The sequence below is a fragment of the Microbacterium sp. S1037 genome, assembly GCF_048381605.1.
In the GTDB taxonomy this organism is placed as follows: domain Bacteria; phylum Actinomycetota; class Actinomycetes; order Actinomycetales; family Microbacteriaceae; genus Microbacterium; species Microbacterium testaceum_B.
The window spans coordinates 339874-360090 of the sequence record NZ_JBLWIG010000001.1 but is presented as its reverse complement, the minus strand read 5'-3'; the positions used below and the strand labels follow the sequence as shown (position 1 = coordinate 360090).

21 protein-coding genes are annotated in these 20217 nt (G+C 71.8%); 11 read left to right on the top strand and 10 right to left on the bottom strand.

The window, feature by feature from the left end; all coding sequences use genetic code 11:
- The first annotated feature begins 40 nt into the window (after positions 1-40).
- From ACMW4R_RS01540 to ACMW4R_RS01530, 3 genes are read left to right on the top strand one after another with little or no spacing between them, the layout of a single operon-like run.
- Positions 41-442 carry a hypothetical protein gene (locus tag ACMW4R_RS01540; protein WP_418298951.1) on the top strand — a complete coding sequence of 134 codons (402 nt, stop codon included), beginning with the start codon at positions 41-43 and terminating at the stop codon, positions 440-442.
- Between the two features lie 3 nt (positions 443-445).
- Positions 446-856 (top strand): phage holin family protein, encoded by a 411-nt coding sequence (locus ACMW4R_RS01535; RefSeq protein ID WP_058596532.1) that lies wholly within the window; start codon positions 446-448, stop codon positions 854-856.
- Positions 846-1124, top strand: coding sequence for a hypothetical protein (locus ACMW4R_RS01530; protein WP_081319221.1), 279 nt, complete (start codon positions 846-848; stop codon positions 1122-1124). The genes ACMW4R_RS01535 and ACMW4R_RS01530 overlap by 11 nt, the downstream gene beginning before the upstream one ends.
- 326 nt (positions 1125-1450) lie before the next feature.
- On the opposite strand, the gene ACMW4R_RS01525 is transcribed toward ACMW4R_RS01530, so the two are convergent.
- Entirely contained in the window at positions 1451-2239 is a 789-nt protein-coding gene (locus ACMW4R_RS01525; protein ID WP_058614896.1) for a DUF4239 domain-containing protein, read from the bottom strand.
- 145 nt (positions 2240-2384) lie between these two features.
- Here ACMW4R_RS01525 and hemQ point away from each other — a divergent pair, with 145 nt between their 5' ends.
- From hemQ to cofD, 7 genes are all read left to right on the top strand, one after another.
- Entirely contained in the window at positions 2385-3053 is a 669-nt protein-coding gene (hemQ, locus tag ACMW4R_RS01520) for a hydrogen peroxide-dependent heme synthase (protein ID WP_058596530.1), read from the top strand.
- The gene (gene hemC / locus ACMW4R_RS01515) at positions 3050-4078 is read left to right on the top strand and encodes a hydroxymethylbilane synthase (RefSeq protein ID WP_418298950.1); all 1029 of its coding nucleotides are present in this window, start codon (positions 3050-3052) and stop codon (positions 4076-4078) included. The genes hemQ and hemC overlap by 4 nt, the downstream gene beginning before the upstream one ends.
- Positions 4075-4890 carry a uroporphyrinogen-III synthase gene (locus tag ACMW4R_RS01510; protein ID WP_058596528.1) on the top strand — a complete coding sequence of 272 codons (816 nt, stop codon included), beginning with the start codon at positions 4075-4077 and terminating at the stop codon, positions 4888-4890. Before hemC ends, ACMW4R_RS01510 begins: the two co-directional genes overlap by 4 nt.
- Positions 4887-5870: a porphobilinogen synthase gene (hemB, locus tag ACMW4R_RS01505; RefSeq protein WP_418298949.1), complete on the top strand. Its 984-nt coding sequence runs from the start codon at positions 4887-4889 to the stop codon at positions 5868-5870. Before ACMW4R_RS01510 ends, hemB begins: the two co-directional genes overlap by 4 nt.
- A gap of 103 nt (positions 5871-5973) precedes the next feature.
- Positions 5974-7314, top strand: a complete 1341-nt coding sequence (gene hemL / locus ACMW4R_RS01500) for a glutamate-1-semialdehyde 2,1-aminomutase (protein ID WP_363336592.1) — start codon at positions 5974-5976, stop codon at positions 7312-7314.
- A gap of 80 nt (positions 7315-7394) precedes the next feature.
- Entirely contained in the window at positions 7395-7565 is a 171-nt protein-coding gene (locus ACMW4R_RS01495; protein WP_418298948.1) for a hypothetical protein, read from the top strand.
- A gap of 36 nt (positions 7566-7601) precedes the next feature.
- A complete protein-coding gene (gene cofD, locus ACMW4R_RS01490; RefSeq protein ID WP_058596526.1) occupies positions 7602-8567 on the top strand; it encodes a 2-phospho-L-lactate transferase in 966 nt (321 codons plus the stop codon).
- 223 nt (positions 8568-8790) lie between these two features.
- On the opposite strand, the gene ACMW4R_RS01485 is transcribed toward cofD, so the two are convergent.
- The 6 genes from ACMW4R_RS01485 to cofG all read right to left on the bottom strand — a co-directional run bounded on the left by ACMW4R_RS01485 (position 8791) and on the right by cofG (position 16570).
- Entirely contained in the window at positions 8791-9858 is a 1068-nt protein-coding gene (locus tag ACMW4R_RS01485; protein ID WP_418298947.1) for a CU044_5270 family protein, read from the bottom strand.
- Complete coding sequence (locus ACMW4R_RS01480) at positions 9851-10432, bottom strand: RNA polymerase sigma factor (protein WP_241492220.1); 582 nt, start codon at positions 10430-10432, stop codon at positions 9851-9853. Before ACMW4R_RS01480 ends, ACMW4R_RS01485 begins: the two co-directional genes overlap by 8 nt.
- A gap of 249 nt (positions 10433-10681) precedes the next feature.
- Positions 10682-11320, bottom strand: coding sequence for a 2-phospho-L-lactate guanylyltransferase (gene cofC / locus ACMW4R_RS01475; RefSeq protein WP_418298946.1), 639 nt, complete (start codon positions 11318-11320; stop codon positions 10682-10684).
- Between the two features lie 245 nt (positions 11321-11565).
- Entirely contained in the window at positions 11566-12576 is a 1011-nt protein-coding gene (gene fgd, locus ACMW4R_RS01470) for a glucose-6-phosphate dehydrogenase (coenzyme-F420) (RefSeq protein ID WP_418298945.1), read from the bottom strand.
- Between the two features lie 8 nt (positions 12577-12584).
- Positions 12585-14102 carry a flavin-containing monooxygenase gene (locus tag ACMW4R_RS01465; RefSeq protein ID WP_418298944.1) on the bottom strand — a complete coding sequence of 506 codons (1518 nt, stop codon included), beginning with the start codon at positions 14100-14102 and terminating at the stop codon, positions 12585-12587.
- Complete coding sequence (gene cofG / locus ACMW4R_RS01460) at positions 14099-16570, bottom strand: 7,8-didemethyl-8-hydroxy-5-deazariboflavin synthase CofG (protein WP_418298943.1); 2472 nt, start codon at positions 16568-16570, stop codon at positions 14099-14101. Before cofG ends, ACMW4R_RS01465 begins: the two co-directional genes overlap by 4 nt.
- A gap of 129 nt (positions 16571-16699) precedes the next feature.
- Here cofG and ACMW4R_RS01455 point away from each other — a divergent pair, with 129 nt between their 5' ends.
- On the top strand, positions 16700-17098 hold the full coding sequence (locus ACMW4R_RS01455) for a hypothetical protein (RefSeq protein WP_241492219.1): 399 nt from the start codon (positions 16700-16702) through the stop codon (positions 17096-17098).
- 132 nt (positions 17099-17230) lie between these two features.
- On the opposite strand, the gene ACMW4R_RS01450 is transcribed toward ACMW4R_RS01455, so the two are convergent.
- From ACMW4R_RS01450 to ACMW4R_RS01440, 3 genes are read right to left on the bottom strand one after another with little or no spacing between them, the layout of a single operon-like run.
- Entirely contained in the window at positions 17231-18049 is an 819-nt protein-coding gene (locus ACMW4R_RS01450) for a sulfite exporter TauE/SafE family protein (RefSeq protein WP_418298942.1), read from the bottom strand.
- Between the two features lie 51 nt (positions 18050-18100).
- Positions 18101-18916 carry an ABC transporter permease gene (locus ACMW4R_RS01445; protein WP_418298941.1) on the bottom strand — a complete coding sequence of 272 codons (816 nt, stop codon included), beginning with the start codon at positions 18914-18916 and terminating at the stop codon, positions 18101-18103.
- Positions 18913-20196 (bottom strand): ABC transporter ATP-binding protein, encoded by a 1284-nt coding sequence (locus ACMW4R_RS01440; RefSeq protein WP_418298940.1) that lies wholly within the window; start codon positions 20194-20196, stop codon positions 18913-18915. Before ACMW4R_RS01440 ends, ACMW4R_RS01445 begins: the two co-directional genes overlap by 4 nt.
- Positions 20197-20217: the final 21 nt, after the last annotated feature.

Here is a 20217-nt window from a genome sequence, read left to right as displayed (position 1 = left end):
TGAGAGTCGACCAGCACTCGATCGAGCGTGAGGAGACCCCATGAGGGGCAAAGCAGCACTCGTCGTCGGACTCGTGGCGGGCTACGTGCTCGGTGCACGCGCGGGACGCGAACGGTACGAGCAGATCAAGGCGCAGGCCGAGAAGGTCTGGGAACAGCCCGTCGTCCAGGGACAGGTCGAGAAGGTCAAGGCCTTCGGCGTGTCGGCTCTGAAGTCCGTCCCCGGCGTGGTCTGGAAGGGCGCGAAGTCGGTCACCGGCGCCGCCACCCAGTCCGGCACCGCCCAGGAGCGCGCGGAGCGGGCAGCGAAGGCGGCCAAGCAGTCGGCATCCGAGGTGGCCGACGTGGTCGAGGACTCGGTCGACGACGCGAAGCAGGCCGAGAAGACCGCGACCACGCGCGCTCGCGCGGCCAAGAGCGGCTCCACCTCGTCCGGGAGCTGAGGCATGACCACTCCTCGCGGGTTCCGCGATCGCTCCGACGACAGCCTGTTCACGCTGATCGGCGACATCCCCGAGCTCGTCCGCAACCTCGTCATCGCCGAGATCAACGGGGCGAAGGCCTGGGCGCAGCGCACGGCGAAAGACGCCGGGATCGGTGCCGGCTGGTTCGTCGGCGCGCTGATCGTGGTGTTCTGGGCCGTCCCCGTGTTCTTCGCGTTCGTGATCGCCCTGCTGTCGCTCTGGCTGCAGGTGTGGGCCGCGGCGCTGATCGTGTTCGGCGTGATGATCGTCATCACCGCGGTGCTCGCCCTGCTCGGATGGCTGCGGTTCAAGAAGCTGTCGAACCGCGAGAACCCGGGCGAGGCGATCGCCGAAGACGTCCGCATCGTGAAGGAGGCCGGCAGTGAGTATTGAGCGTCCCGTCCCCGTACCCCGCACCGCTGTGCCGCTCGGCATCACCGACCCGGTGCAGTCCGCGCGCGCGGAGCTGAAGGCGGCGCTCGCCGCCCTCGAGGAGAAGGCGAACATCCCGCGCCGCGCGAGCGAGGCGGTCGATCAGAAGATCCGCGACGTGCGCGAGAGCGCGCAGCGCAATCCTGGTGCGGCCGCAGCGGTCGTCGCCGGTGTCGCGAGCCTCGTCGGTTTCGCGGTCTGGGGCATCGTCCGCGCGTACACGCGCTGAGGTTTCCCGAAGCGGCCCGTTCCCCCGCCGGGGGCGGGCCGCTTCGTCGTGCGGTTTCGGATGTGTTCCGGATGCCGCGGGCGTGCCGTCGTGCGGAGTCCGGGGGCGACACGCCGCTGGCGGGCGTCGGCTACCGGCGTGTCTGCCGCGAACTCCGCCTGACGGTCCGCCGCGGGCCGGTGACCGCCGCCTCGGTTCCGGATGCCGTGGGCGTGCCGTCGTGCGGAGTCCGGCGCCGACACGCCGCTGAGGGCCCCGGCTACCGGCGTGTCGTGCACGATCTCCGCCTGACGGTCCGCGGCATCGACCGCAGGGGAGCCGCCCGCCTACGGCTCGTTGACGAACAACCCGTCGAGCAGGTCCTGGAAGTACTCCGGCGACACCGCGATCGGGCCGGCGTACGCGTGGTCGAAGCCGGCTATCGCGTAGAGCAGGAGCGCGACGAACAGGGCCAGCATCCCCGACATCAGGAGGTGGATCCGCAGGTTCCGCACCTCGATGAGTCCGAGCAGCACCGCGTTCAGCAGCGCGCCGACCGCCAGCACGATCCACAGCACACCCGGGAGGGCGAGGTGCGTCAGCGCGATGCGGTCGCGGCGGTCGTGCACGAGCTGCCGGAACTGCTCGAGCGCCTCCTGCACGTACACGACCTCCACCGCCGACGTCGGCTGCACGGCGTCGATGGCCTTCTGCATGCCGGTGATGTTGGCATCCGACTCCGACGGCAACTGCAGACGCCGCTGCTCGGGCCAGTCTTCGTCGATCACGGCGCGGGTGTACTGCACGATCTGGTTCTGCAGTTCGTCCTGCTGCGGCTCGGGGAGCAGCGTCGCCGTGCGGTAGAGCGATGCGAGCGACGACGATTCCTCGAGCACGATGCCGTCGACCTCGGTGAAGTTGCCATACGCGGCCGCGGCGATGAGGGCGAGGGTGACGCCGTAGAACACGCCGTACGCGCCGACCGCGTAGCTGAGGACGCGGTCCCACTCCTCACCCTGCGGCGCGACCCGGAAGACCCACTTGCGCAGAACGAGCAGGATGCCGCACGAGATCCCGACGACGAAGATGATGAACAGCGGCAGCCCCACAGCCATGGGGAAGTCGTAGAGCCACATGGGGCACCCTTTCGGCGGGCGTCCCCCGACGCCGTCGGGGCACAGTACCAACCGTCGGCCCACCGGCGCATCCCGCTGCGCGAAAAGGCTCGGGAGTGAGCCAATCGGTTTGATCGACCGCGTGCACCGGACGAGACTGAGAGGCATGTCCGACGACAGCTCCTCCATCTACACGCTCTGGGCCATCCTCCGCCGCGACCCCGAGAACCCGGTGACCGCTTCGGATGCCACCGAGCTCGCGGATCTCACCGCCCTCATCGAGGCCGACGGTGTCACCGTCCGCGGCTTCTACGACGTCAGCGGGCTCCGCGCCGACGCCGACCTCATGATCTGGCTCCACGGCCCGGACCCGCAGGCCCTCCAGCGCGACCTGCGGCGCCTCCGCCGCACCGAGCTGCTGAAGAACCTCCTCCCGACGTGGAACGCGATGGGCGTTCACCGCGACGCGGAGTTCAACCGCTCGCACGTGCCCGGCTTCCTCCGCGGCATCCCGGCGCAGCAGTGGCTGTGCCTCTACCCCTTCGTGCGCAGCTACGAGTGGTACCTCCTGCCCGAGGCCGAGCGCCGCGAGATGCTCATCGAGCACGGCAAGAAGGGCTCCGCCTACAAGGGCGTCATCGCCAACACCGTGGCATCCTTCGCCCTCGGCGATTACGAGTGGCTCCTGCCGATGGAGGCCGACGTGCTCACCGACCTCGTCGACATGATGCGCGATCTCCGCTACACCGAGGCTCGCCGCCACGTCCGCGAGGAGGTGCCGTTCTACACCGGTCGCCTGGTCACGCTGGACGAGATCCCCGAGATCCTCCAGTGACCGCCCCCCTGCGCCTCGGCACCCGGCGCAGCGCGCTGGCCCTGGCGCAGTCCCAGATGGTGGCCGACGCCGTCGCGGCGGCGTCGGGCCGCGAGGTCGAGCTCGTGCCGATCGTCTCGGAGGGCGACGTCAACCGGGCCTCTCTCTCGCAGCTCGGCGGCCGCGGCGTGTTCGCGAACGGCCTGCGCGAGGCGCTCGCCGCCGGCCGCTGCGACTTCCTCGTGCATTCGCTCAAAGACCTGCCCACCGCGCAGCCCGAGGGGCTGGTGATCGCCGCGACGCCGCCGCGCGAGGACGCCCGCGACGTCGTGGTCACTCGCGACGGCACCCCCCTGCACGCCCTCGAGGCGGGTGCGCGCGTGGGGACGGGCTCGCCGCGCCGGATCGCGCAGGCGCTCCGTCACAACCCGCGCCTCGACATCCACGACATCCGCGGCAACGTCGACTCGCGTCTCGCGCGCGTGCGCGACGGGGAGTTGGATGCCGTCATCCTCGCCGCCGCGGGGATCTCGCGCCTGGGCGGAGAGCTGGGTGGGCTGCGCGCCGAAGCGCTCGGCCTCGCGGAGTGGCCGACGGCCCCGGGGCAGGGCTCGCTCGCCGTCGAGACGCGCGCCGACATCGGCGCTGACACCCTCGCGGCGCTGGCTGCGCTCGACGACGAGGCCACGCGCGCCGCGATCACCGCGGAGCGGACGGTGCTGTCGGTTCTGGATGCCGGATGCCACGCGCCCGTCGGAACGCACGCGTCGATCGCGGACGGCGATCTGCGGCTGCGTGCCGTCGTGTATGCGCTGGACGGGGCGCATCGCATCGGCATCGACCGGACCGTGCGCGCCGAGCCCGTGCGCGCCGAGCCCGTGCGCGCCGACCCGGGGTATGCTCGGGAAACGGGCAGTGGCAATGGAGCGGATGCTGCCGACGACGGGGGTCTCATCGCGCGGGCAGCGCGGATAGGCCGAGAAGCCGCGCGTCGGTTGCTCGAACGTGGGGCGGCCGACCTGGTACCACGAGAGTCGACCACATGAATGAAGGCCACCGGCACACGCCGACCACCTCGACAGGCAGCGTGCCCAAACCGCTCGCCGGCCGCCGCGTGCTCGTGCCGCGCGGCGGGCCCTGGGGTGACGGTGTCGCGGCGAGCCTTCGCCAGCGCGGAGCGGTCCCGGTCATTGCGCCGCTCATCAACTTCGCGCCCACGAACGACCAGGCCACGCTCGAGCAGGCGCTCGCCGACCTGGCCGCGGGTGCGTTCGACTGGCTGACGCTGACGAGCGCCACCACCGTCGACGTGCTCTACGCCTATCGGGCCGTCATCCCCGCCGAGACGAAGGTCGCCGTCGTCGGCGAGACCACTGCTGCGGCGATGCAGGCGGTCGGCTATCGCGTCGACCTCGTCCCCGAGCGGGACAACTCCGCCCAGGGCATGGCCGAGCAGATGATCGACCTCGAGTCCGAGCCGCGCAAGGTGCTGACCCTGCGCAGCGAGATCGCCAAGCCGGTGCTCACGCGCCTGCTGATCGAGGCGGGCCACGATGTCCGCAGCGTCGTGGCGTACCGCACGGTCGGCGTGCCGGTGACCGAGAAGATCGCCGGCGACGTCCACTCGGGGCGCATCAACGCGATCCTCGTGACCAGCGGCTCCGTCGCCGAACAGGTGGTCGCGCAGTTCCCCGAGATCCCGGCATCCACCGTCATCGCGGCGATCGGTCCGCGCACGGCGAAGGATGCCAAGCGCGCCGGGCTCAGCGTCGACGTGGTGGCCGAGAAGCAGACCGTCGAGTCGCTCATCGAAGCCGTGGCCCGCTTCCCCCTCGCCCCCGACGAATCGACCTCATGAGCTTTCCCGAGCACCGCCCGCGTCGCCTCCGGCGCACTCCCGCCGTCCGCCGTCTCGCCCGCGAGACGCACCTCGTGCCCTCGCAGCTCGTGCTGCCGATGTTCGTGCGCGAGGGCATCACTCAGCCGAGCCCGATCGGCTCGATGCCGGGGATCGTTCAACACTCGCTCGACTCCCTGCGCCGTGCCGTCGCCGAGGCCGCGGAAGAGCGCATCGGCGGCGTGATGCTGTTCGGTGTCCCCGAGACGCGCGACGCCGTGGGCTCCGGGGCCGACGACCCGAACGGCATCCTGAACCTCGCGACCGAGGCGGTGGTGGCCGAGGTGGGCGATGCGCTCGTCGTGCAGACCGACCTGTGCCTCGACGAGTTCACCGACCACGGACACTGCGGCGTCCTGCAGGCCGACGGGTCGGTCGACAACGACGCGACCCTCGAGCGCTACACCGCGATGGGGCTGGCGCAGGCGCGCGCGGGGTCGGCGATGCTCGGGCTGTCCGGGATGATGGACGGCCAGGTCGGCGCGGTGCGCGAAGCCCTGGATGCCGAGGGCTTCACCGACACGCTGATCCTCGCCTATTCGGCCAAGTACGCGGGGGCCTTCTACGGTCCGTTCCGGGAGGCGGTCGACTCGCAGCTGAAGGGCGATCGGCGTTCGTACCAGCTCGACCCCGGCAACGGCCGCGAGGGCGTGCGCGAAGCGCTGCTCGACGTCGAAGAGGGCGCCGACGTGGTCATGGTCAAGCCGGCGCTGCCGTACCTCGACGTGCTCGCCGACGTGAAGGCCTCGGTCGACGTGCCCGTCTGGGCGTACCAGGTCTCGGGCGAGTACGCGATGGTCGAGGCTGCCGCGGCTCACGGCTGGATCGACCGCCGCGGCGCGATCATGGAGAGCCTCCTCGGCATCCGTCGTGCCGGCGCTGACGCGATCCTGACGTACTGGGCGCTCGAGGCCGCCCGCTGGCTCCGCGCCGACCTGTAGGCCGGCGCGCCGCGCCCGTGAGGGGTCGATTTCTGTCGCCTGCGCGGCGGTGAAGCGACAGTTGTCGACCCCTCGCGCGCGCCCGCCCGCAAGAATGGATGCCATGACTGACCTCAACGACCAGTGGTTCGCGCGCGCCAAGGACGTCATCCCGGGCGGGGTGAACTCGCCCGTGCGGGCGTACGGCTCCGTCGGGGGGACGCCGCGGTTCGTGCAATCGGCGTCCGGGCCCCGGATCACGGATGCCGCGGGTCGCGAGTACGTCGACCTGGTCGCCTCGTGGGGCCCGGCGCTGTTGGGTCACGCGCGCCCCGAGGTCGTCGATGCGGTGCGGGAGGCGGCATCCCGGGGTCTGTCCTTCGGCGCGCCGACCGGAGCCGAGGTCGAGCTCGCCGACCTGATCGCGCACCGCGTGCAGGTCGGTGACCTGAAGCCCGTCGAGAAGGTTCGCCTGGTCTCGACGGGTACCGAGGCGACGATGACGGCGATCCGCCTCGCGCGCGGCGTCACCGGGCGCGACCTGCTCATCAAGTTCGCCGGGCACTACCACGGGCACTCCGACGGGCTCCTGGCCGCAGCCGGATCCGGTGTCGCCACGCTCGCGCTGCCGGGTTCGGCCGGGGTTCCCGCGCCGATCGCCGCGCAGACGCTCGTGTTGCCCTACAACGACCTCGACGCGGTGCGCGAGGCGTTCGCGGTGCACGGCGAGAACATCGCCGCGATCATCGTCGAGGCGGCATCCGCGAACATGGGTGTCGTCCCGCCGCTCCCGGGCTTCAACGCCGCGATCGCCGACATCGCGCACAGCCACGGCGCGCTGCTCATCATGGACGAGGTGCTCACCGGCTTCCGCGTGCACCCCGCGGGCTTCTGGGGCCTGCAGGCGTCGCAGGGAGAGACCTACCTGCCCGACATCCTCACGTTCGGCAAGGTCGTCGGGGGAGGGATGCCGCTGGCCGCCCTGGGCGGTCGCGCCGAGGTCATGGACCACCTCGCGCCGCTCGGGCCGGTGTACCAGGCCGGGACGCTGTCGGGCAATCCGCTGTCGGTGGCCGCGGGCCTCGCGACGCTGCGGCTCGCGACGCCCGAGGTGTATGCGGCGGTCGACGCGTCGGCATCCCGCATCGCCGATGCCCTGGACGCCGCGTTGACGGCCGAGGGCGTCGTGCACGCCGTACCGCGCGCCGGTTCGCTGTTCGGCGTCGCGTTCCTGCCCGAGGTGCCGCGCGACTACGCCACGGCCCTCACGCAGCAGTCGTACCGGTACGCGCCGTTCTTCCACGCGATGCTCGATGCCGGCGTCTCGCTGCCCCCGAGCGTCTTCGAGGCGTGGTTCCTCACGGCCGCGCACGACGACGCGGCGCTCGAGCAGGTGCTCGACGCGCTGCCGGGTGCGGCGAAGGCGGCCGCTGAGGCGCTGGACCCGACGCTGCTGGCGCAGTAGCGGCGATCTCATCCTCGCGGGGGAGGAACGTCGTCCTTTGTGCCGATGTGCCGGGGCCGCGATCTCGCGAGGCTGGACGCATGCTCTTCGCCGCCGCCCTTGTCGTCCTGTCGCTCGCGCTCGCGGTTGTGGCCGTGGCCGCCCTCGTGCTGTGGCGCCGCCCGGCGCTCGTGGTTCCGCGTCCGGCCGACGCTCGCCGACCGCGCCGTCGGCGTGCGACGTGGCGGCCGGTCGCGGCCGTGTCGCCCTGACGCTCGCACCCACCGCAGCGGTGGAAGACTGTCCTGATGGAGTCTTCCGTACCTCGCGTCGTCGTCCTCGCCGGTGGAGTCGGAGGGTCGAAGTTCACCCTCGGCGTCCGCGCCGCCCTTCGTCGGCTCGGAGCGCCCGAAGCCACGGTCGTCGTCAACACGGGTGACGACCTGTGGCTCTCGGGCGTCCGCCTGCAGCCCGATGTCGACTCGATCACCTACGCCCTCGCCGGCGTCAACGACACCCAGCGCGGGTGGGGCCGCGCGGGCGATACCGAGCGGGTCAACGAGGAACTGCAGGCGTGGGGCGCGGGGTGGCCGTGGTTCACGCTCGGCGACCTCGACCTCGGTACCCACCTCGCGCGCACCGGGTGGCTGCGCGAGGGGCTCACCCCGACCCAGGTGCTCGCGCGCATGGCGGAGCGCTGGCCGCTCGGCATCCGGCTCCTGCCCATGACCGACAGCGAGGTCGACACGCACGTTCTGCTCGAGGACGGGCGGCGTCTGCACTTCCAGGAGTGGTGGACGCGGCACCGCGCGCAACTGCCTCCGCGCGCGTTCGAGAACCCCGGGATCCCGGATGCCACGCCCGCCCCGGGTGTCGCGGAGGCGATCGCGCAGGCCGATGCGGTGCTCCTTGCGCCGTCGAACCCCGTCGTGTCGATCGGGCCGATCCTCGCCGTTCCCGGCATCCGGGACGCTCTTCGCGCGACGTCGGCGCGCGTTGTCGGGGTCTCTCCGATCATCAGCGGGCGGGTGGTGCGCGGGATGGCCGACGTGTGCCTCACGGCGATCGGCGTCGAGACGTCTGCGGCCGCGGTCGCTCGGCACTACGGCGCCCGGTCGGCGGGCGGAGTACTGGACGCGTGGCTGCTGGCCGAGGAAGACGCCGCCGCGGCGCCCGAGGTCGAGGCCGCCGGGATCCGTGCGGTCGTGGCACCCCTGTGGATGCGCGACGAGGAAACGTCCGCGACGATCGCGGAGGCGGCGCTCCGGGCCTGAGTCCGGGGCGCGCTTCCGGCCTCGATCGCGCGCAGAATCGGAGATGCGCACCGGATCCGGATGCCAAGAGCGATCTCATCCGAATCTGTAGCGCATCTCCGAATCTGCGTGCAGGGCTAGCGGGACCGGCGTTCCGGGAACGCGAGGGCGACGGCATCCGGTTCCCCCGTCAGGATCACCACGTGCGTCGGCGGCAGCAGGAGGTCGGCGGGGCCGATGCCGGTCATCCCTCGCACAGGCTCGTCCCCTCGGGCACCGCGTCGACCACCGTGGTGGTCACCGACGTGGAGCCGGTGGCCGTGCCCGCGGGCATGTCGGCGCCGGGGCGCAGGAGTACCTGCCGTTCGCCGATGAACTCCCCCGTCGCGGGGTCGATGATGATGTCCTGACGGAAGCCGTTCTCGCCCTCGTCGCGGCCGATCGCCGTGCCGGTCCGGCCGTTCAGGGTCGCCTGCTCCTCGGTGATCGTGACGCCGGGGATGAGCGCGGCGGTGTCGTAGAACACCGAGCGCAACTCCGCCGGCACGGTGCCCGAACGCAGCCGGTCGGCGAGCCACACGAGTGCCTCGCCGTCGCGCGAGGGACCGGCGTTGCCGTTCTCCTGGTAGATCCTTTCCAGCAACTGGTGAGGGTCGCGCGGAAGGTCGGCGGCCGAGTCGGCATCGAGCATCGTGATGGGGGCGCCGTATTCGGTCTTTCCCCCCGGGAACACCTGCCGCGCGTTGTCTTCCACACCGCCCGACTCGGCGGCGAACGTCTCGGAGCGGGGTCCGAATGTTTGGACGGGAACGCGCGCGCACCGCACCTCGATCCAATCGGCGGATCGGTCAGCCGGTACCCACAGTGCCCGCAGGTCTCGCTCGAGGAACGACGTGACGTCGCTCGCCTCGGTGGTGGTGTCGCGTTCGCGCGCCTCCTCTGTGTCCGCCTCCGTCGTTCCCGACGCCGCGTAGATGGCATCCGTCCGCACCTCGAGATACTGCCCCGGACCGACGACCGGGTCGACGACGTCGCGCGCGGCCGTAGCTGCTGCGCCGAGGACGGCGGCGGCGGCCGGATCGGCGCCGCCCGGAGCGCCCAGGGCTCCGCCGAAGACGAACACCCCGGTGAGGGCACAGGTCGCAGCGACCGCGGAGCCGACCCACATCCACGGGCGGCGCGGACGTCGGCCCGGCGCCGTGGCGGGTGCCTCGATCGCGCGCAGCAGCGCCGCGCGGCCGCGGATCACGTCGTCCGGGGTGCGTTCGGGCACGTCGGCCCGGACGCGGTTCAACAGCGAGATCTCATCCACGGTGGTTCTCTCTTTCTCGGCGCGGTGCCGGGGTCACGTGCGGGGCGATGGCGGCGCGGACCTTCCGTCGCGCCCGACTGAGGCGCGAGCGGACGGTTCCGAGAGGGATGCCGAGGGCCTCGGCGATCCCGGCGTAGTCGAGGTCGCCGAAGGTGTGCAGGAGCAGCACGTCGCGGTCGCCGCGCGAGAGGTCGGCGAGCGCGGAGCCGAGGTGCGGCGCGAGGCTGTCGGCATCCATCCGCTCGTCGGCTGTCTCGATGTCGTCGACATGGACGCGGGCGATATCGGCAGCGTGCATCCCCCGCCAGGCGCGGGCCTCGAGCCGGGCGTGCTTCTGCATGAGCACGGTTGCGATGCCGAGCAGCCACGGGCGGGCGTCGAGACCGCCGGTGAATGAGGCGCGGCGGTCGAAGGCGACGAGGAACGTCTCGGAGGTGATGTCTTCGGCGACGGCGGCCCCGAGGCGCCGACCGACGTATCTGTGAACGACACGCTGGTGCCGGTCGTAGAGGTCGGCGAAGGCGGCCCCGTGTGTCAGGGACCGAACGATGATGTCGCCGTCGTGTGTGCTCACACTGGGTATTGTCCGATTCGCGGAATCAGTTCTCGGTTCGCCGAGATCCGATCGGCGCGACGCGGGTCGAGGGCTCACCGGAATCGGACGAATCGGATGCCTCAGCTACGCGCGCAGAATCGGAGATGAGCCGCGGATTCGGATGCCGAGGGCGATCTCATCCGGATCCGTTGCGCATCTCCGAATCTGCGGCAGGGCGAGCGGGTCTTGCGTGTCCGGGCCGGGTCCGGCGGAGGGGGATGCCGCGCGTCAGGCCGCGGCGGAGGCCAGGACGGCCGCGGTGCGCGGGCCGACGCCGAGGGCGACCGCCTGCGCGAGCTGCGCCGCGGTGTCGACGTCGCGGCGGAGCGTCGACTCCCGCGGGACCGTGAGGTCGGTGCAGCCCAGAAGCCGGTGGCGTGCCGCGGAATCGGCACCGAAGGCGGAGACCCACACCGCACCGGGACGGGCGGTGACGAGGGTGGAGCCGGTGCCCTCGGCATCCGGGACCAGGCCCCGTTCGACCTCGCTCGCGAGCATCAGCGCGGCATCGAGATCGCGCGACGTGAGCGCCGGCAGGTCGCCCAGGAGGGCCGCGCGCGGAGCGCTCACCCCCGCGGCGTCGGCGCCGGTGGCGATCGCCGCGTCGAGTCCGCGGACCTCGCCCTCGGCCAGGACGTCGACCGCGGGCCACTGCGCGACCTGAGTACGCACCTCGGCGTCGTCGGTCACCACGAGCACGCGCCGGACGCGGGCCGTGGCCGCGACCGCGGCGATCGTGTCGAGCGCGATCGCGCGAGCCAGGGCCTCGCGGTCCGCCGTCACGGCGGTCAGCCGCGTCTTGCCCAGGGCGGCGGGCTTGACCGGCACGACGACGGTCCAGCCGTCGTGGATCTCAGGAGTGCTCATCGGATCCATTGTGTGCCGAAGGTCGGACATCCGCGGACGGGGGTAGCGGTGCGCCGGTGATTCGTGCTGCGATTCCCGCCGTGCGCGGGCAGCCACCCGAGTCGTCGCCTCGGCGTCGGCGCGTGGTCCCCGGGGTGTGGTCGGCGAGCGTGCGCGGAATCGGAGCGACGTACCGGAATCGGATGCCGGGATCTCGTCGGTCCGATTCCTGCGCAACGCTCCGATTCCGGTGCGCGCGACCCGCCTCAGGCGAAGCGCTTGCGCAGGCGCGGCAGGATCTCCTCGCCGTAGGTGCGCAGGAACTCCTCCTGGTCGTGGCCGGGGTCGTGGAACACGAGGTGACGGAAGCCCAGGTCGACGTACTGCGCGATGCGCTCGACGTGCTCGTCGGGGTCGGTGGAGACGATGAAGCGGGATGCCGCCCGCTCGATCGGCAACTCGTTCGCGAGGCGCTGCATCTCGAGGGGGTCGTGCACGCTCATCTTCTCTTCCGCCGTGAGGGCGAGCGGCGCCCAGAAGCGGGTCTTCTCCAGGGCGGTGTCGTAGTCGGGGTGGTACGAGACCTTCACCTCGAGCAGGGTGTCGACGTCGTCGCGGGTGCGGCCGGCCTTGGACAGGCCGTCGTCGAGCGCAGGCAGGAGCTTCTCGGTGTAGAGCTCGGGGTCTTTGCCGCTGGTCGTGATGTAGCCCTCGGCGATGCGGCCGGCCAGGCGCGTGGCCGCCGGCCCCGAAGCGCCGATGTAGATCGGCACCTTCTGCTCGGGGCGGTCGTAGATCGTGGCATCCTTCACCGAGTAGTAGGTGCCCTCGTAGGTGACCCGCTCGCCGGCCCACAGCTCGTTGATGATCGTGATGGCTTCTTTCAAGCGCTGGAAGCGCTCGGGCGCCTCGGGCCACTCGAGCCCGAGCGTCACCTCGTTGAGCGCTTCGCCCGTGCCCACGCCGAGCACGACACGGCCGGGGTACATCACGCCCAGGGTCGCGAAGACCTGGGCGATGACGCCGGGGTGGTAGCGGAACGTGGGCGTGAGCACGCTCGTGCCGATGATCACGCGCTCGGTGCGCGCACCGAGCGCGCCGAGCCACGGAAGGGCGTTGGGGGCGTGCCCGCCGTCGTGCATCCACGGCTGCAGGTGGTCGGAGAGGAAGACCGAGTCGAACCCCATCTCCTCGGCCAGGACGCCGAAGTCGAGGAGCTCGTTGGGCCCGAACTGTTCGCTCGAGGCCTTGTATCCGAATCGCAGGGGAACGCTCATGAACTCTCCTAGGGGCGGGGATGGGTGGGGGTCGCTTCGGTGGGCTGGGTCACCGGGACGTCGACGGACGGGAGGAACTCCGACCCGTCGGTGCCGACGAGGCGCTCGTGGAAGGCCTGAACCGTACCCGGCCACAGCAGGGTCAACCGCCCGGACCGGTGATCCACGTACCAGTTGCGGCATCCGCCGGTCAGCCAGGGGGTGGATGCCGCGGCCGCGGCGATCTCGTCCGTGTACGCCGCTTCGGCCTCGGGGCGGACGCGCAGGGTCCGGTCGGGGCGGCGGTCGCGTTCGGCAAGCGCACGCACGACGTAGGACGCCTGCTCTTCGGCCATGAGGACCGCGGAGTTGTGGCCGAGGCTCGCGTTGGGACCGTTCAGCACGAAGAGATTCGGGAAGCCCGCGACGACCGTCGATCCGAACGAGGTCATGCCCTCCGACCAGTGGTCGGCGAGGGTGGTGTCGTCCGCGCGAACGAGGTCGGCGTAGGGCTGCTCGGTCGAGGCGAAGCCCGTCGCGAGGACGAGGATGTCGGCCTCATACCGCTCGCCGCTCGCGGCGGTGAGCGTGGACCCGTCGACCGCCATGAGCGCGGTGGGCTCGAGGGTCACGGCATCCGACGCCACCGCGGGGTAGAACGCGTCGGACAGGAGCACGCGCTTGCACCCGAAGGCGTAGTCCGGTGTCAGGGCCTCGCGCAGCGCGGGATCGGACACCTGGGCGTGCAGGTGGGCGAGCGCCATCGCGCGGGCGGCGGCGGATGCCGCGGCGTCGCCCGAGCGCGACGCGAAGCGTTCTTCTCCCTCGGCGTAGAGCTCGGCGCGCAGGCGAGCGAGGTCGCCGGGGTTCTCGGCGAGACGCTCGCGGTCGTCGCGGGGGATCTCGCCGCCGCCGCGCGGGACGATCCACGCGGGGGTGCGCTGGAACAGCGTCACGTGCGCGGCGCAGCGGGCGAGTTCGGGGACGAGCTGCACCGCGCTGGCGCCGGTGCCGACGACGGCGACCCGCTTGCCGGTGAGGTCGACGTCGTGGTCCCACCGGGCGGAGTGGAACAGGGGACCGTCGAACGACTCGAGTCCGTCGATCGCGGGGACGTGCGGCTCGGTCAGGCGGCCGCACGCGAGGACGAGGGAGCGGGCGACGAGCGGGTCGGCGCCGGTGTCGATGCGCCACACCGCGTCCGCGGCATCCCACTCCGCTCCGAGCATCGGTGTGCGCACGCGCAGACGGTCGCTGAGTCGCTCGCGCGCCGCGACGTCGCGCAGGTACGTCTGGATCTCACCGCCCGGGGCGAACGTCCGCGACCAGTGCGGGTTCGGGTGCGCGGCGAGGCTGTAGAGGTGCGCGGGCACGTCGCACGCGACGCCGGGGTAGGTGTTGTCGCGCCAGGTGCCGCCGACGTCGTCGGCGCGCTCGAGCACGACGAAGTCGTCGCGGCCGGCTCGACGCAGGGCCCCCGCCATGGCGAGGCCGGCGAATCCGGCGCCGACGATCGCGACGTCGACGATGCGCTCGAGCGAGGTCACGCGGGTGCCACCCGGTAGTCGGTCGTCCGCTGCCGGAAGGGCCGCATGAGGCTGCGGGCGAGGCGCTCGGCCGCGGCGACCGGCAGCTCGAGCCCCTGCTCGATGCCCGTGTCGGGGAGCACGCGCCCGTCGTAGAGCGTCCCGCCGAGGTCGTCTCCGCCGGAACGCAGCAGCACGGCTGCGGTGTCGCGGCCGACGCGTGTCCACGGAATCTGCACGTGCGCGATGCTGCCCGAGAGCAGCAGCCGCGACACGGCGACCATTGCGCGGTGCTCGTCGACCGGGGCACGCCCCGCCACGAGCGGAACATCGCCCCCGAGAAGCGGGATGGGCACGAACTCGGCGAAACCGCGCGTCTCGGTCTGGATCTCGCGCAGGCGCCGCAGGTGCGCGATGCGCTCTTCGGCCGTTTCGACGTGGCCGTAGAACAGCACCGAGGTCGAGCGGAACCCGGCGCGGTGCGCGGCGGTGATCCCCTCGACCCAGCGGTCGATGTCGAGGTCGCCGGGCGCGACGAGGGCGCGCACGCGCTCGCTGAGGATCTTCACGCCCGTCCCCGGAACGGTGTCGACGCCCGCTTCGCGCATCGCGGCGAGAGCGCCGTCGAGCCCGAGTCCGCCGCGATCGGCGAGGTCGCGGACGTCGGCCGGGCGATAGGCGTGCACATGGATGCCGGGAGCCCCGCGCTTCGCGGCGCGCACGAGGTCGAGGTAGCCCGAGGGGTCTTCGTCGGGGCGCAGCGAGCCCTGGATGCAGATTTCGGTCGCGCCGAGGTCGGCGGCGTCGGCGGCGATGGCCGCCGCGTCGTCGAGATCGAACTCGCCCGCCGCCGCGCGACCTGCGCGCCGGAACCCCGTCGAGGTGAGGTTGCGGTTCTGCACGAGCGTGATCGGCTCGCCCACGGTGTAGCGACGGGCGTCGTCGGCGGTCGCGGCGAGGGTGTCGAGCTCGGCCCCGGTGGTGCGCAGCAGGCGGGTCCAGTCCGCGTCGTCGAGGGCGAGAGGGTCGGATGCCGCCCGCTCGGCGAGGCGCTTCACGCCGGGGTCGGAGCTCGCGGCGTCGGAGCTCGCGGCGCCGGAGCTCGTGGTGCTGGAGCTCGTGGTGCCGGAGCTCGCGGCGTGGTGAGCGGAGGACGAGGGACGAGCGGAGGACGGGAGGTCGGCGTCGGGTCCTCCGCTCGTCCCTGATCCTCCCTCCGGCACCGCGCGCGGGACCACCGGCACCGCGCGCGGGATCACGTCGGCCGCGAGCCCCACGGCGTCCGCCAGGGCCCGCACGGGCGCGTGAAGGGCCGGGTCGATCCAGTGCGCGGCATCCTGGACGAACTCGGGATGCGCGGTGAGGCGTTCGCGCAGCGTGTAGCCGTGGGCGGCGGTCTGCGCTGCGAGATCGTCGATCTGCGGCCAGGGACGCTCGGGGTTGACGTGGTCGGCCGTGAGCGGCGAGACCCCGCCCCAGTCGTCGATGCCCGCCGCGATCAGGGCGCCGAGCTCGCGCGGGTCGGACAGATTCGGCGGCACCTGGATGCGCATGTCGGGTCCGAACACGAGTCGCGCGACGGCGACCGTGGCGAGGTACTCGTGCATGTCGGCATCCGGGGCGCCCTGCATGGCGGTGCGCGGCTTCGCGCGGAAGTTCTGCACGATCACCTCTTGCACGTGGCCGTGCCGGTCGTCGAGGTCGCGCAGGGCGATGAGCGACTCGGCGCGGTCACGCACCGCCTCTCCGATGCCGACGAGGATGCCCGTCGTGAACGGGATGCCGGCGGCCCCCGCGTCGTCGATCACGCGCAGACGCAGGTCGGGGTCCTTGTCGGGCGAGCCGTAGTGCACCTGCCCGGGCTCCTCGTAGAGGCGGCGCGACGTGGTCTCGAGCATCATGCCCATCGACGGTGACACCGGACGCAGCGTCGACAGCTCGTCGGGGTGCATGACGCCGGGGTTGGCGTGCACGAGCATGCCCGTCTCGGCGGTGATGAGCCGCGCGATGTGGGCCACGTAGTCGATCGTGGACGCGAAGCCGTGCTCGTCGAGCCAGGCGCGGGCTTCGGGCCAGCGTTCCTCGGGGCGGTCGCCGAGGGTGAGGAGCGCCTCTTTGCAGCCGAGCGCCTGCCCCTGTCGCACGACCGTGAGCACCTGCTCGGGGCTCATGTACGTGGGCTTGCGCAGCAGGTTCAGCTGGCCGGGGGTGTCGACGAAGACGCAGTAGTGGCACCGGTCGCGGCAGAGCGTCGTGAGCGGGACGAACACCTTGCGTGAGTACGTCAGCACCCCGGGGCGCCCGGCGAGCGCCAGGCCGTCGTCGCGAAGTGCTCCGGCGACGCCGAACAACGCGTCGAGAGGGGCGTGCAACAGCTGTTCGGTCTCATCGACGTCGGGGCGGTGACCGCCCTGGACCCGCGCGAGGAGATCGTCGATCGATGTGCCTCGGGCCGGTGCGACTCGCGGCGCAACACTGCCCGTACTCATCGCTCCAGGCTATCCCTCGCCTCCGACATCCGGGCCGGGAACGGCGCCGACCCGGATGCGCGACCGGAAACACGATCGTTGCGCTCTCGTAAGGTCGTGGCTCCGTCGCCCCCGGGGAGGGCTGGCAGGATGGATGCCATGGTGACCCTGCTGCTCGACTCGACGCAGCTCGAAGTCGTGCTGTCGCCGACCGAGCGCGCGCTCTCGTTCCGCAAGAACAACATCGTGGTGCCGCGCGAGCACATCGATCGCGTGCAGTTGACCGACGACGCGTGGACGTGGCTCCGCGGCGTGCCGAACCCGGGCATCAACCTTCCCGTCGCCGTGGGCGCGGGTACGTGGAAGTCGGCGGGCGGCAACGACTTCGTCATCATCCGGGGCCGCAAGCCCAGCGTGGTGGTCGACCTGACGGGTCACGACGAGTTCGAGCGGCTCGTCCTCACCACCAAGCACGGCGTGGCCCTGCTCAAGGCGCTGCGTCTTGACGTGGCATCCGAACCCGAAGACGTGGCCGACATCGTCGCCTGAGATCTCGCGGGTTCCGCTCGCTCCCGTGCGTCGCCAGCGGGTTGAGTGTCCAAAACACACGGACGATTTTCTGAGACGTCCGGGTTTCTTGGACAGTCAGCGAGGGTGAGGGCGAGCGGCAGGGCAACGCGCTCAGGACGTGAACTGGACCACCGTGTCCCACGCGAGCTTCACGATGAGGATCGACAGCGTCACGAGGAACACGATCCGCACGAAGCCACTGCCGCGGCGGGTCGCCATGTGCGCGCCGATGAACCCGCCCGTGACGTTCATCGCGGCCATCGCGAGGCCGAGGACCAGCAGGATCTCGCCGTGCACGCCGTACACCGCGAGGGCCGCGAGGTTGGTGGTGAGGTTGGCGATCTTGGCGTTGACGCTCGCCTGCAGGAAGCCGTAGCCCAGCACGCCGACGATGAGGATCACGAAGAACGACCCTGTGCCCGGACCCAGGATGCCGTCGTAGAAGCCGACCACGAGACCGATCGCGCCGGCACGCCACGCGACGGCCGCGGCGCGGTCGTGACGGGGCTCGTGCTCGAGGCCCATTCTGGGCTTCAGGAGCGTGTAGAGCGCCACGGCGATGACGGCGACGAGGACGATCGGGGTGAGGACCTCACGCGGGACGTATCGTGACAGCGCCGCGCCGAGCGTGGACCCGGCGTAGGCGCCCACGACGAGGGGGATCAGCAGCACGAGCTGCACCCTGATCTTGCGCAGGTACACCCAGCTCGCCGAGAGGGTGCCGAAGAACGACGACAGCTTGTTCGTGCCGAGGATGAACGGGGTCGCGACGTCTTTCGGCACCGCGATGACGAGGGCCGGCAGCTGGATCAGTCCGCCGCCGCCCACGACAGCGTCGACCCATCCGGCCACGCCCGCGGCGATCAGCAGGACGACGAGGGCGGCCACCGGGACGGGAAGCCACTCGGCGATCACCGGTCCATCGAGCACGGTTGATTCTCGCCGACGCGGGAAGCCGCGCCAAATGCGCTGTGCGCCGGGTCAGTCGACGTCGCGACGCCAGGTCGTGAACAGGCCGATCACGAGGAACACGACCGCGTAGGCCAGGAGCACGAGGCCGCCGATCCACCAGTCGAGGGATCCGGAGCCGCCGGACGACATGGCGCCGAAGATCGTCTTGCCCACGAGGGCGTCGCTCGCGGCGCTCGGGAACCACTTCACGACCTCGCTGAAGCCCGACACCAGTCCGCCCAGGGTGCGCACGATCGGCTCGATGAAGAGCGTGACGGCGAGCACGATGACGATCGCGGCCACCTGGTTGCGCACGACGGTTCCGACGCCGATACCGACCACCGCCCACAGGGCGAAGGCGAGCAGCATGCGGCCGACGAGCGTCCAGGTGTCGGACGAACCCAGCTCGGCGTCGACGCCGAAGATGCTGAGCACGCCCGCGCCCGCCGCGATCGCGGCGGCGGATCCGAGGATGCCGTAGAGCAGGCCGACCACGATGCCGACGAAGAACTTCCCCCCGAGGACGATCCCACGGCGCGGTGTGGCGAGGAATGTCGGGGTGAGCGTCTTGTGCCGGAACTCGGTGGTGACCATGAGGGTGCCCACGAGCAGCGGGAAGACGTAGCCGACCCCGCTCGCCGAGCTGTAGACGAGACCCGCGAGGCCCTCGGTCTGCGGCGCGGGGCCGTTGCCGGTCAGCCGGCCGGAAGCCACGCCGCCGAAGACGAGGGCGAGGACGCCCGCGGTGAAGGCGACGTAGACCACGAGCACGATCGCGAGCACCCACCACCCGGCGGTGGAGAACTGCTTCGTGTACTCGGAACGCGTGGCGGCGACGAGGCTCATCGGGACACCTCCGTGCTGTCGGTAGCTGCGCCTTCCGGGGCGGTGCCTCCGTCTTGTGCGTGGGTGGGCGGTACCACGTCGATGACACCCGTGGATGCCACCGAGTACGACGGTCTCGGCTCTTCGTGCCGTGACTCCTCGGACGGCGACTCCACCCGGGCCTCTCGAGCGGGCGCCGGGATCGTGACCAGGTCGGTCGAGGGTGCCGGTTCCGCTGCGGCGACGTCGTCGACGGGCGCCGCCGCGGGGTCGACCGGGGCCGCCGCGGGCAGCGGCTCGGCCGCGGGCGCCGGGGTCACGGCATCCGGGACCGGCGTCGCGGCATCCGGCAGCACGGGATCGGGGGTCGGTGCCGCGGCCGTCGTGCCTCCCGCGCTCGCGTGGACGCGCACGCCGCTGACGAGCTCGAGGAAGATGTCTTCGAGGCTCGCCCCCTTGCTCTGCAGGTGCGACAGGGCGATGCCGGCGCCGGCGGCGAGGGCGCCGATCTCGACGGGCTCGAGGTGGCGGATCGTGAAGCCGTTGCGCAGCAACTGGTACGGGATGCCGCGCTCGTCGAGCAGCGCCGACAGCGCCGCGCGGTCCGGGGCGTCGACGACCGTGGCGTACTCGTCGGGGTCGGCGAGGTCTTCGACCCCGCCCTGGAAGACCAGGCGGCCGTGGGAGATGATCAGCAGCGCGTCGACGGTCTGCTGCACCTCGGCCAGGAGGTGCGACGAGATGAGGACGGTGCGTCCCTCTTCGGCGAGGTGGCGGAGCAGGGAGCGCATCCACCGGATGCCCTCGGGGTCGAGGCCGTTCGTGGGCTCGTCGAGCACGAGGACGCCCGGGTCGCCGAGGAGGGCCGTCGCGAGGCCCAGGCGTTGGCGCATGCCGAGCGAGAAGCCGCCCACGCGGCGTCCGGCGACGTCGGCGAGGCCGACCAGGCCCAGCACCTCGTCGATGCGCGACGTCGGGAGCGACGCGGCGCGCGCGTACACCTTGAGGTGGTTCGCGGCGGAGCGACCGGGGTGGAAGCTCGACGCCTCGAGCGCCGCGCCCACCGTCTGCAGGGGCGAGGCGAGGTCGGCGTAGCGCTTGCCGCCGATCGTGGCGGTGCCCGAGGTGGGTCGCACGAGTCCGAGCAGCATGCGCAGCGACGTGGTCTTTCCGGCACCGTTCGGCCCCAGGAAGCCGGTGACGAGGCCAGGCTCGACGCGCGCGTCGAGGGAGTCCACGGCTGACACCGCGCCGAACCGTTTGGTCAGGCCAGCGAGTTCGAGCACCTGTCCCTCGGGCATGCGGCCCCTTTCTGTCGGCGG

Excerpts from the sequence above, each read along its gene's own strand:
- ACMW4R_RS01540 (WP_418298951.1), top strand. The coding sequence starts at position 41 with ATGAGGGGCAAAGCAGCACTCGTCGTCGGACTCGTGGCGGGCTACGTG.
- ACMW4R_RS01535 (WP_058596532.1), top strand. The coding sequence starts at position 446 with ATGACCACTCCTCGCGGGTTCCGCGATCGCTCCGACGACAGCCTGTTC.
- ACMW4R_RS01525 (WP_058614896.1), bottom strand. The coding sequence starts at position 2,239 with ATGTGGCTCTACGACTTCCCCATGGCTGTGGGGCTGCCGCTGTTCATC.
- hemQ (WP_058596530.1), top strand. The coding sequence starts at position 2,385 with ATGTCCGACGACAGCTCCTCCATCTACACGCTCTGGGCCATCCTCCGC.
- ACMW4R_RS01510 (WP_058596528.1), top strand. The coding sequence starts at position 4,075 with ATGAATGAAGGCCACCGGCACACGCCGACCACCTCGACAGGCAGCGTG.
- hemB (WP_418298949.1), top strand. The coding sequence starts at position 4,887 with ATGAGCTTTCCCGAGCACCGCCCGCGTCGCCTCCGGCGCACTCCCGCC.
- hemL (WP_363336592.1), top strand. The coding sequence starts at position 5,974 with ATGACTGACCTCAACGACCAGTGGTTCGCGCGCGCCAAGGACGTCATC.
- ACMW4R_RS01495 (WP_418298948.1), top strand. The coding sequence starts at position 7,395 with ATGCTCTTCGCCGCCGCCCTTGTCGTCCTGTCGCTCGCGCTCGCGGTT.
- cofD (WP_058596526.1), top strand. The coding sequence starts at position 7,602 with ATGGAGTCTTCCGTACCTCGCGTCGTCGTCCTCGCCGGTGGAGTCGGA.
- cofC (WP_418298946.1), bottom strand. The coding sequence starts at position 11,320 with ATGAGCACTCCTGAGATCCACGACGGCTGGACCGTCGTCGTGCCGGTC.
- fgd (WP_418298945.1), bottom strand. The coding sequence starts at position 12,576 with ATGAGCGTTCCCCTGCGATTCGGATACAAGGCCTCGAGCGAACAGTTC.
- cofG (WP_418298943.1), bottom strand. The coding sequence starts at position 16,570 with ATGAGTACGGGCAGTGTTGCGCCGCGAGTCGCACCGGCCCGAGGCACA.
- ACMW4R_RS01455 (WP_241492219.1), top strand. The coding sequence starts at position 16,700 with ATGGATGCCATGGTGACCCTGCTGCTCGACTCGACGCAGCTCGAAGTC.
- ACMW4R_RS01445 (WP_418298941.1), bottom strand. The coding sequence starts at position 18,916 with ATGAGCCTCGTCGCCGCCACGCGTTCCGAGTACACGAAGCAGTTCTCC.
- ACMW4R_RS01440 (WP_418298940.1), bottom strand. The coding sequence starts at position 20,196 with ATGCCCGAGGGACAGGTGCTCGAACTCGCTGGCCTGACCAAACGGTTC.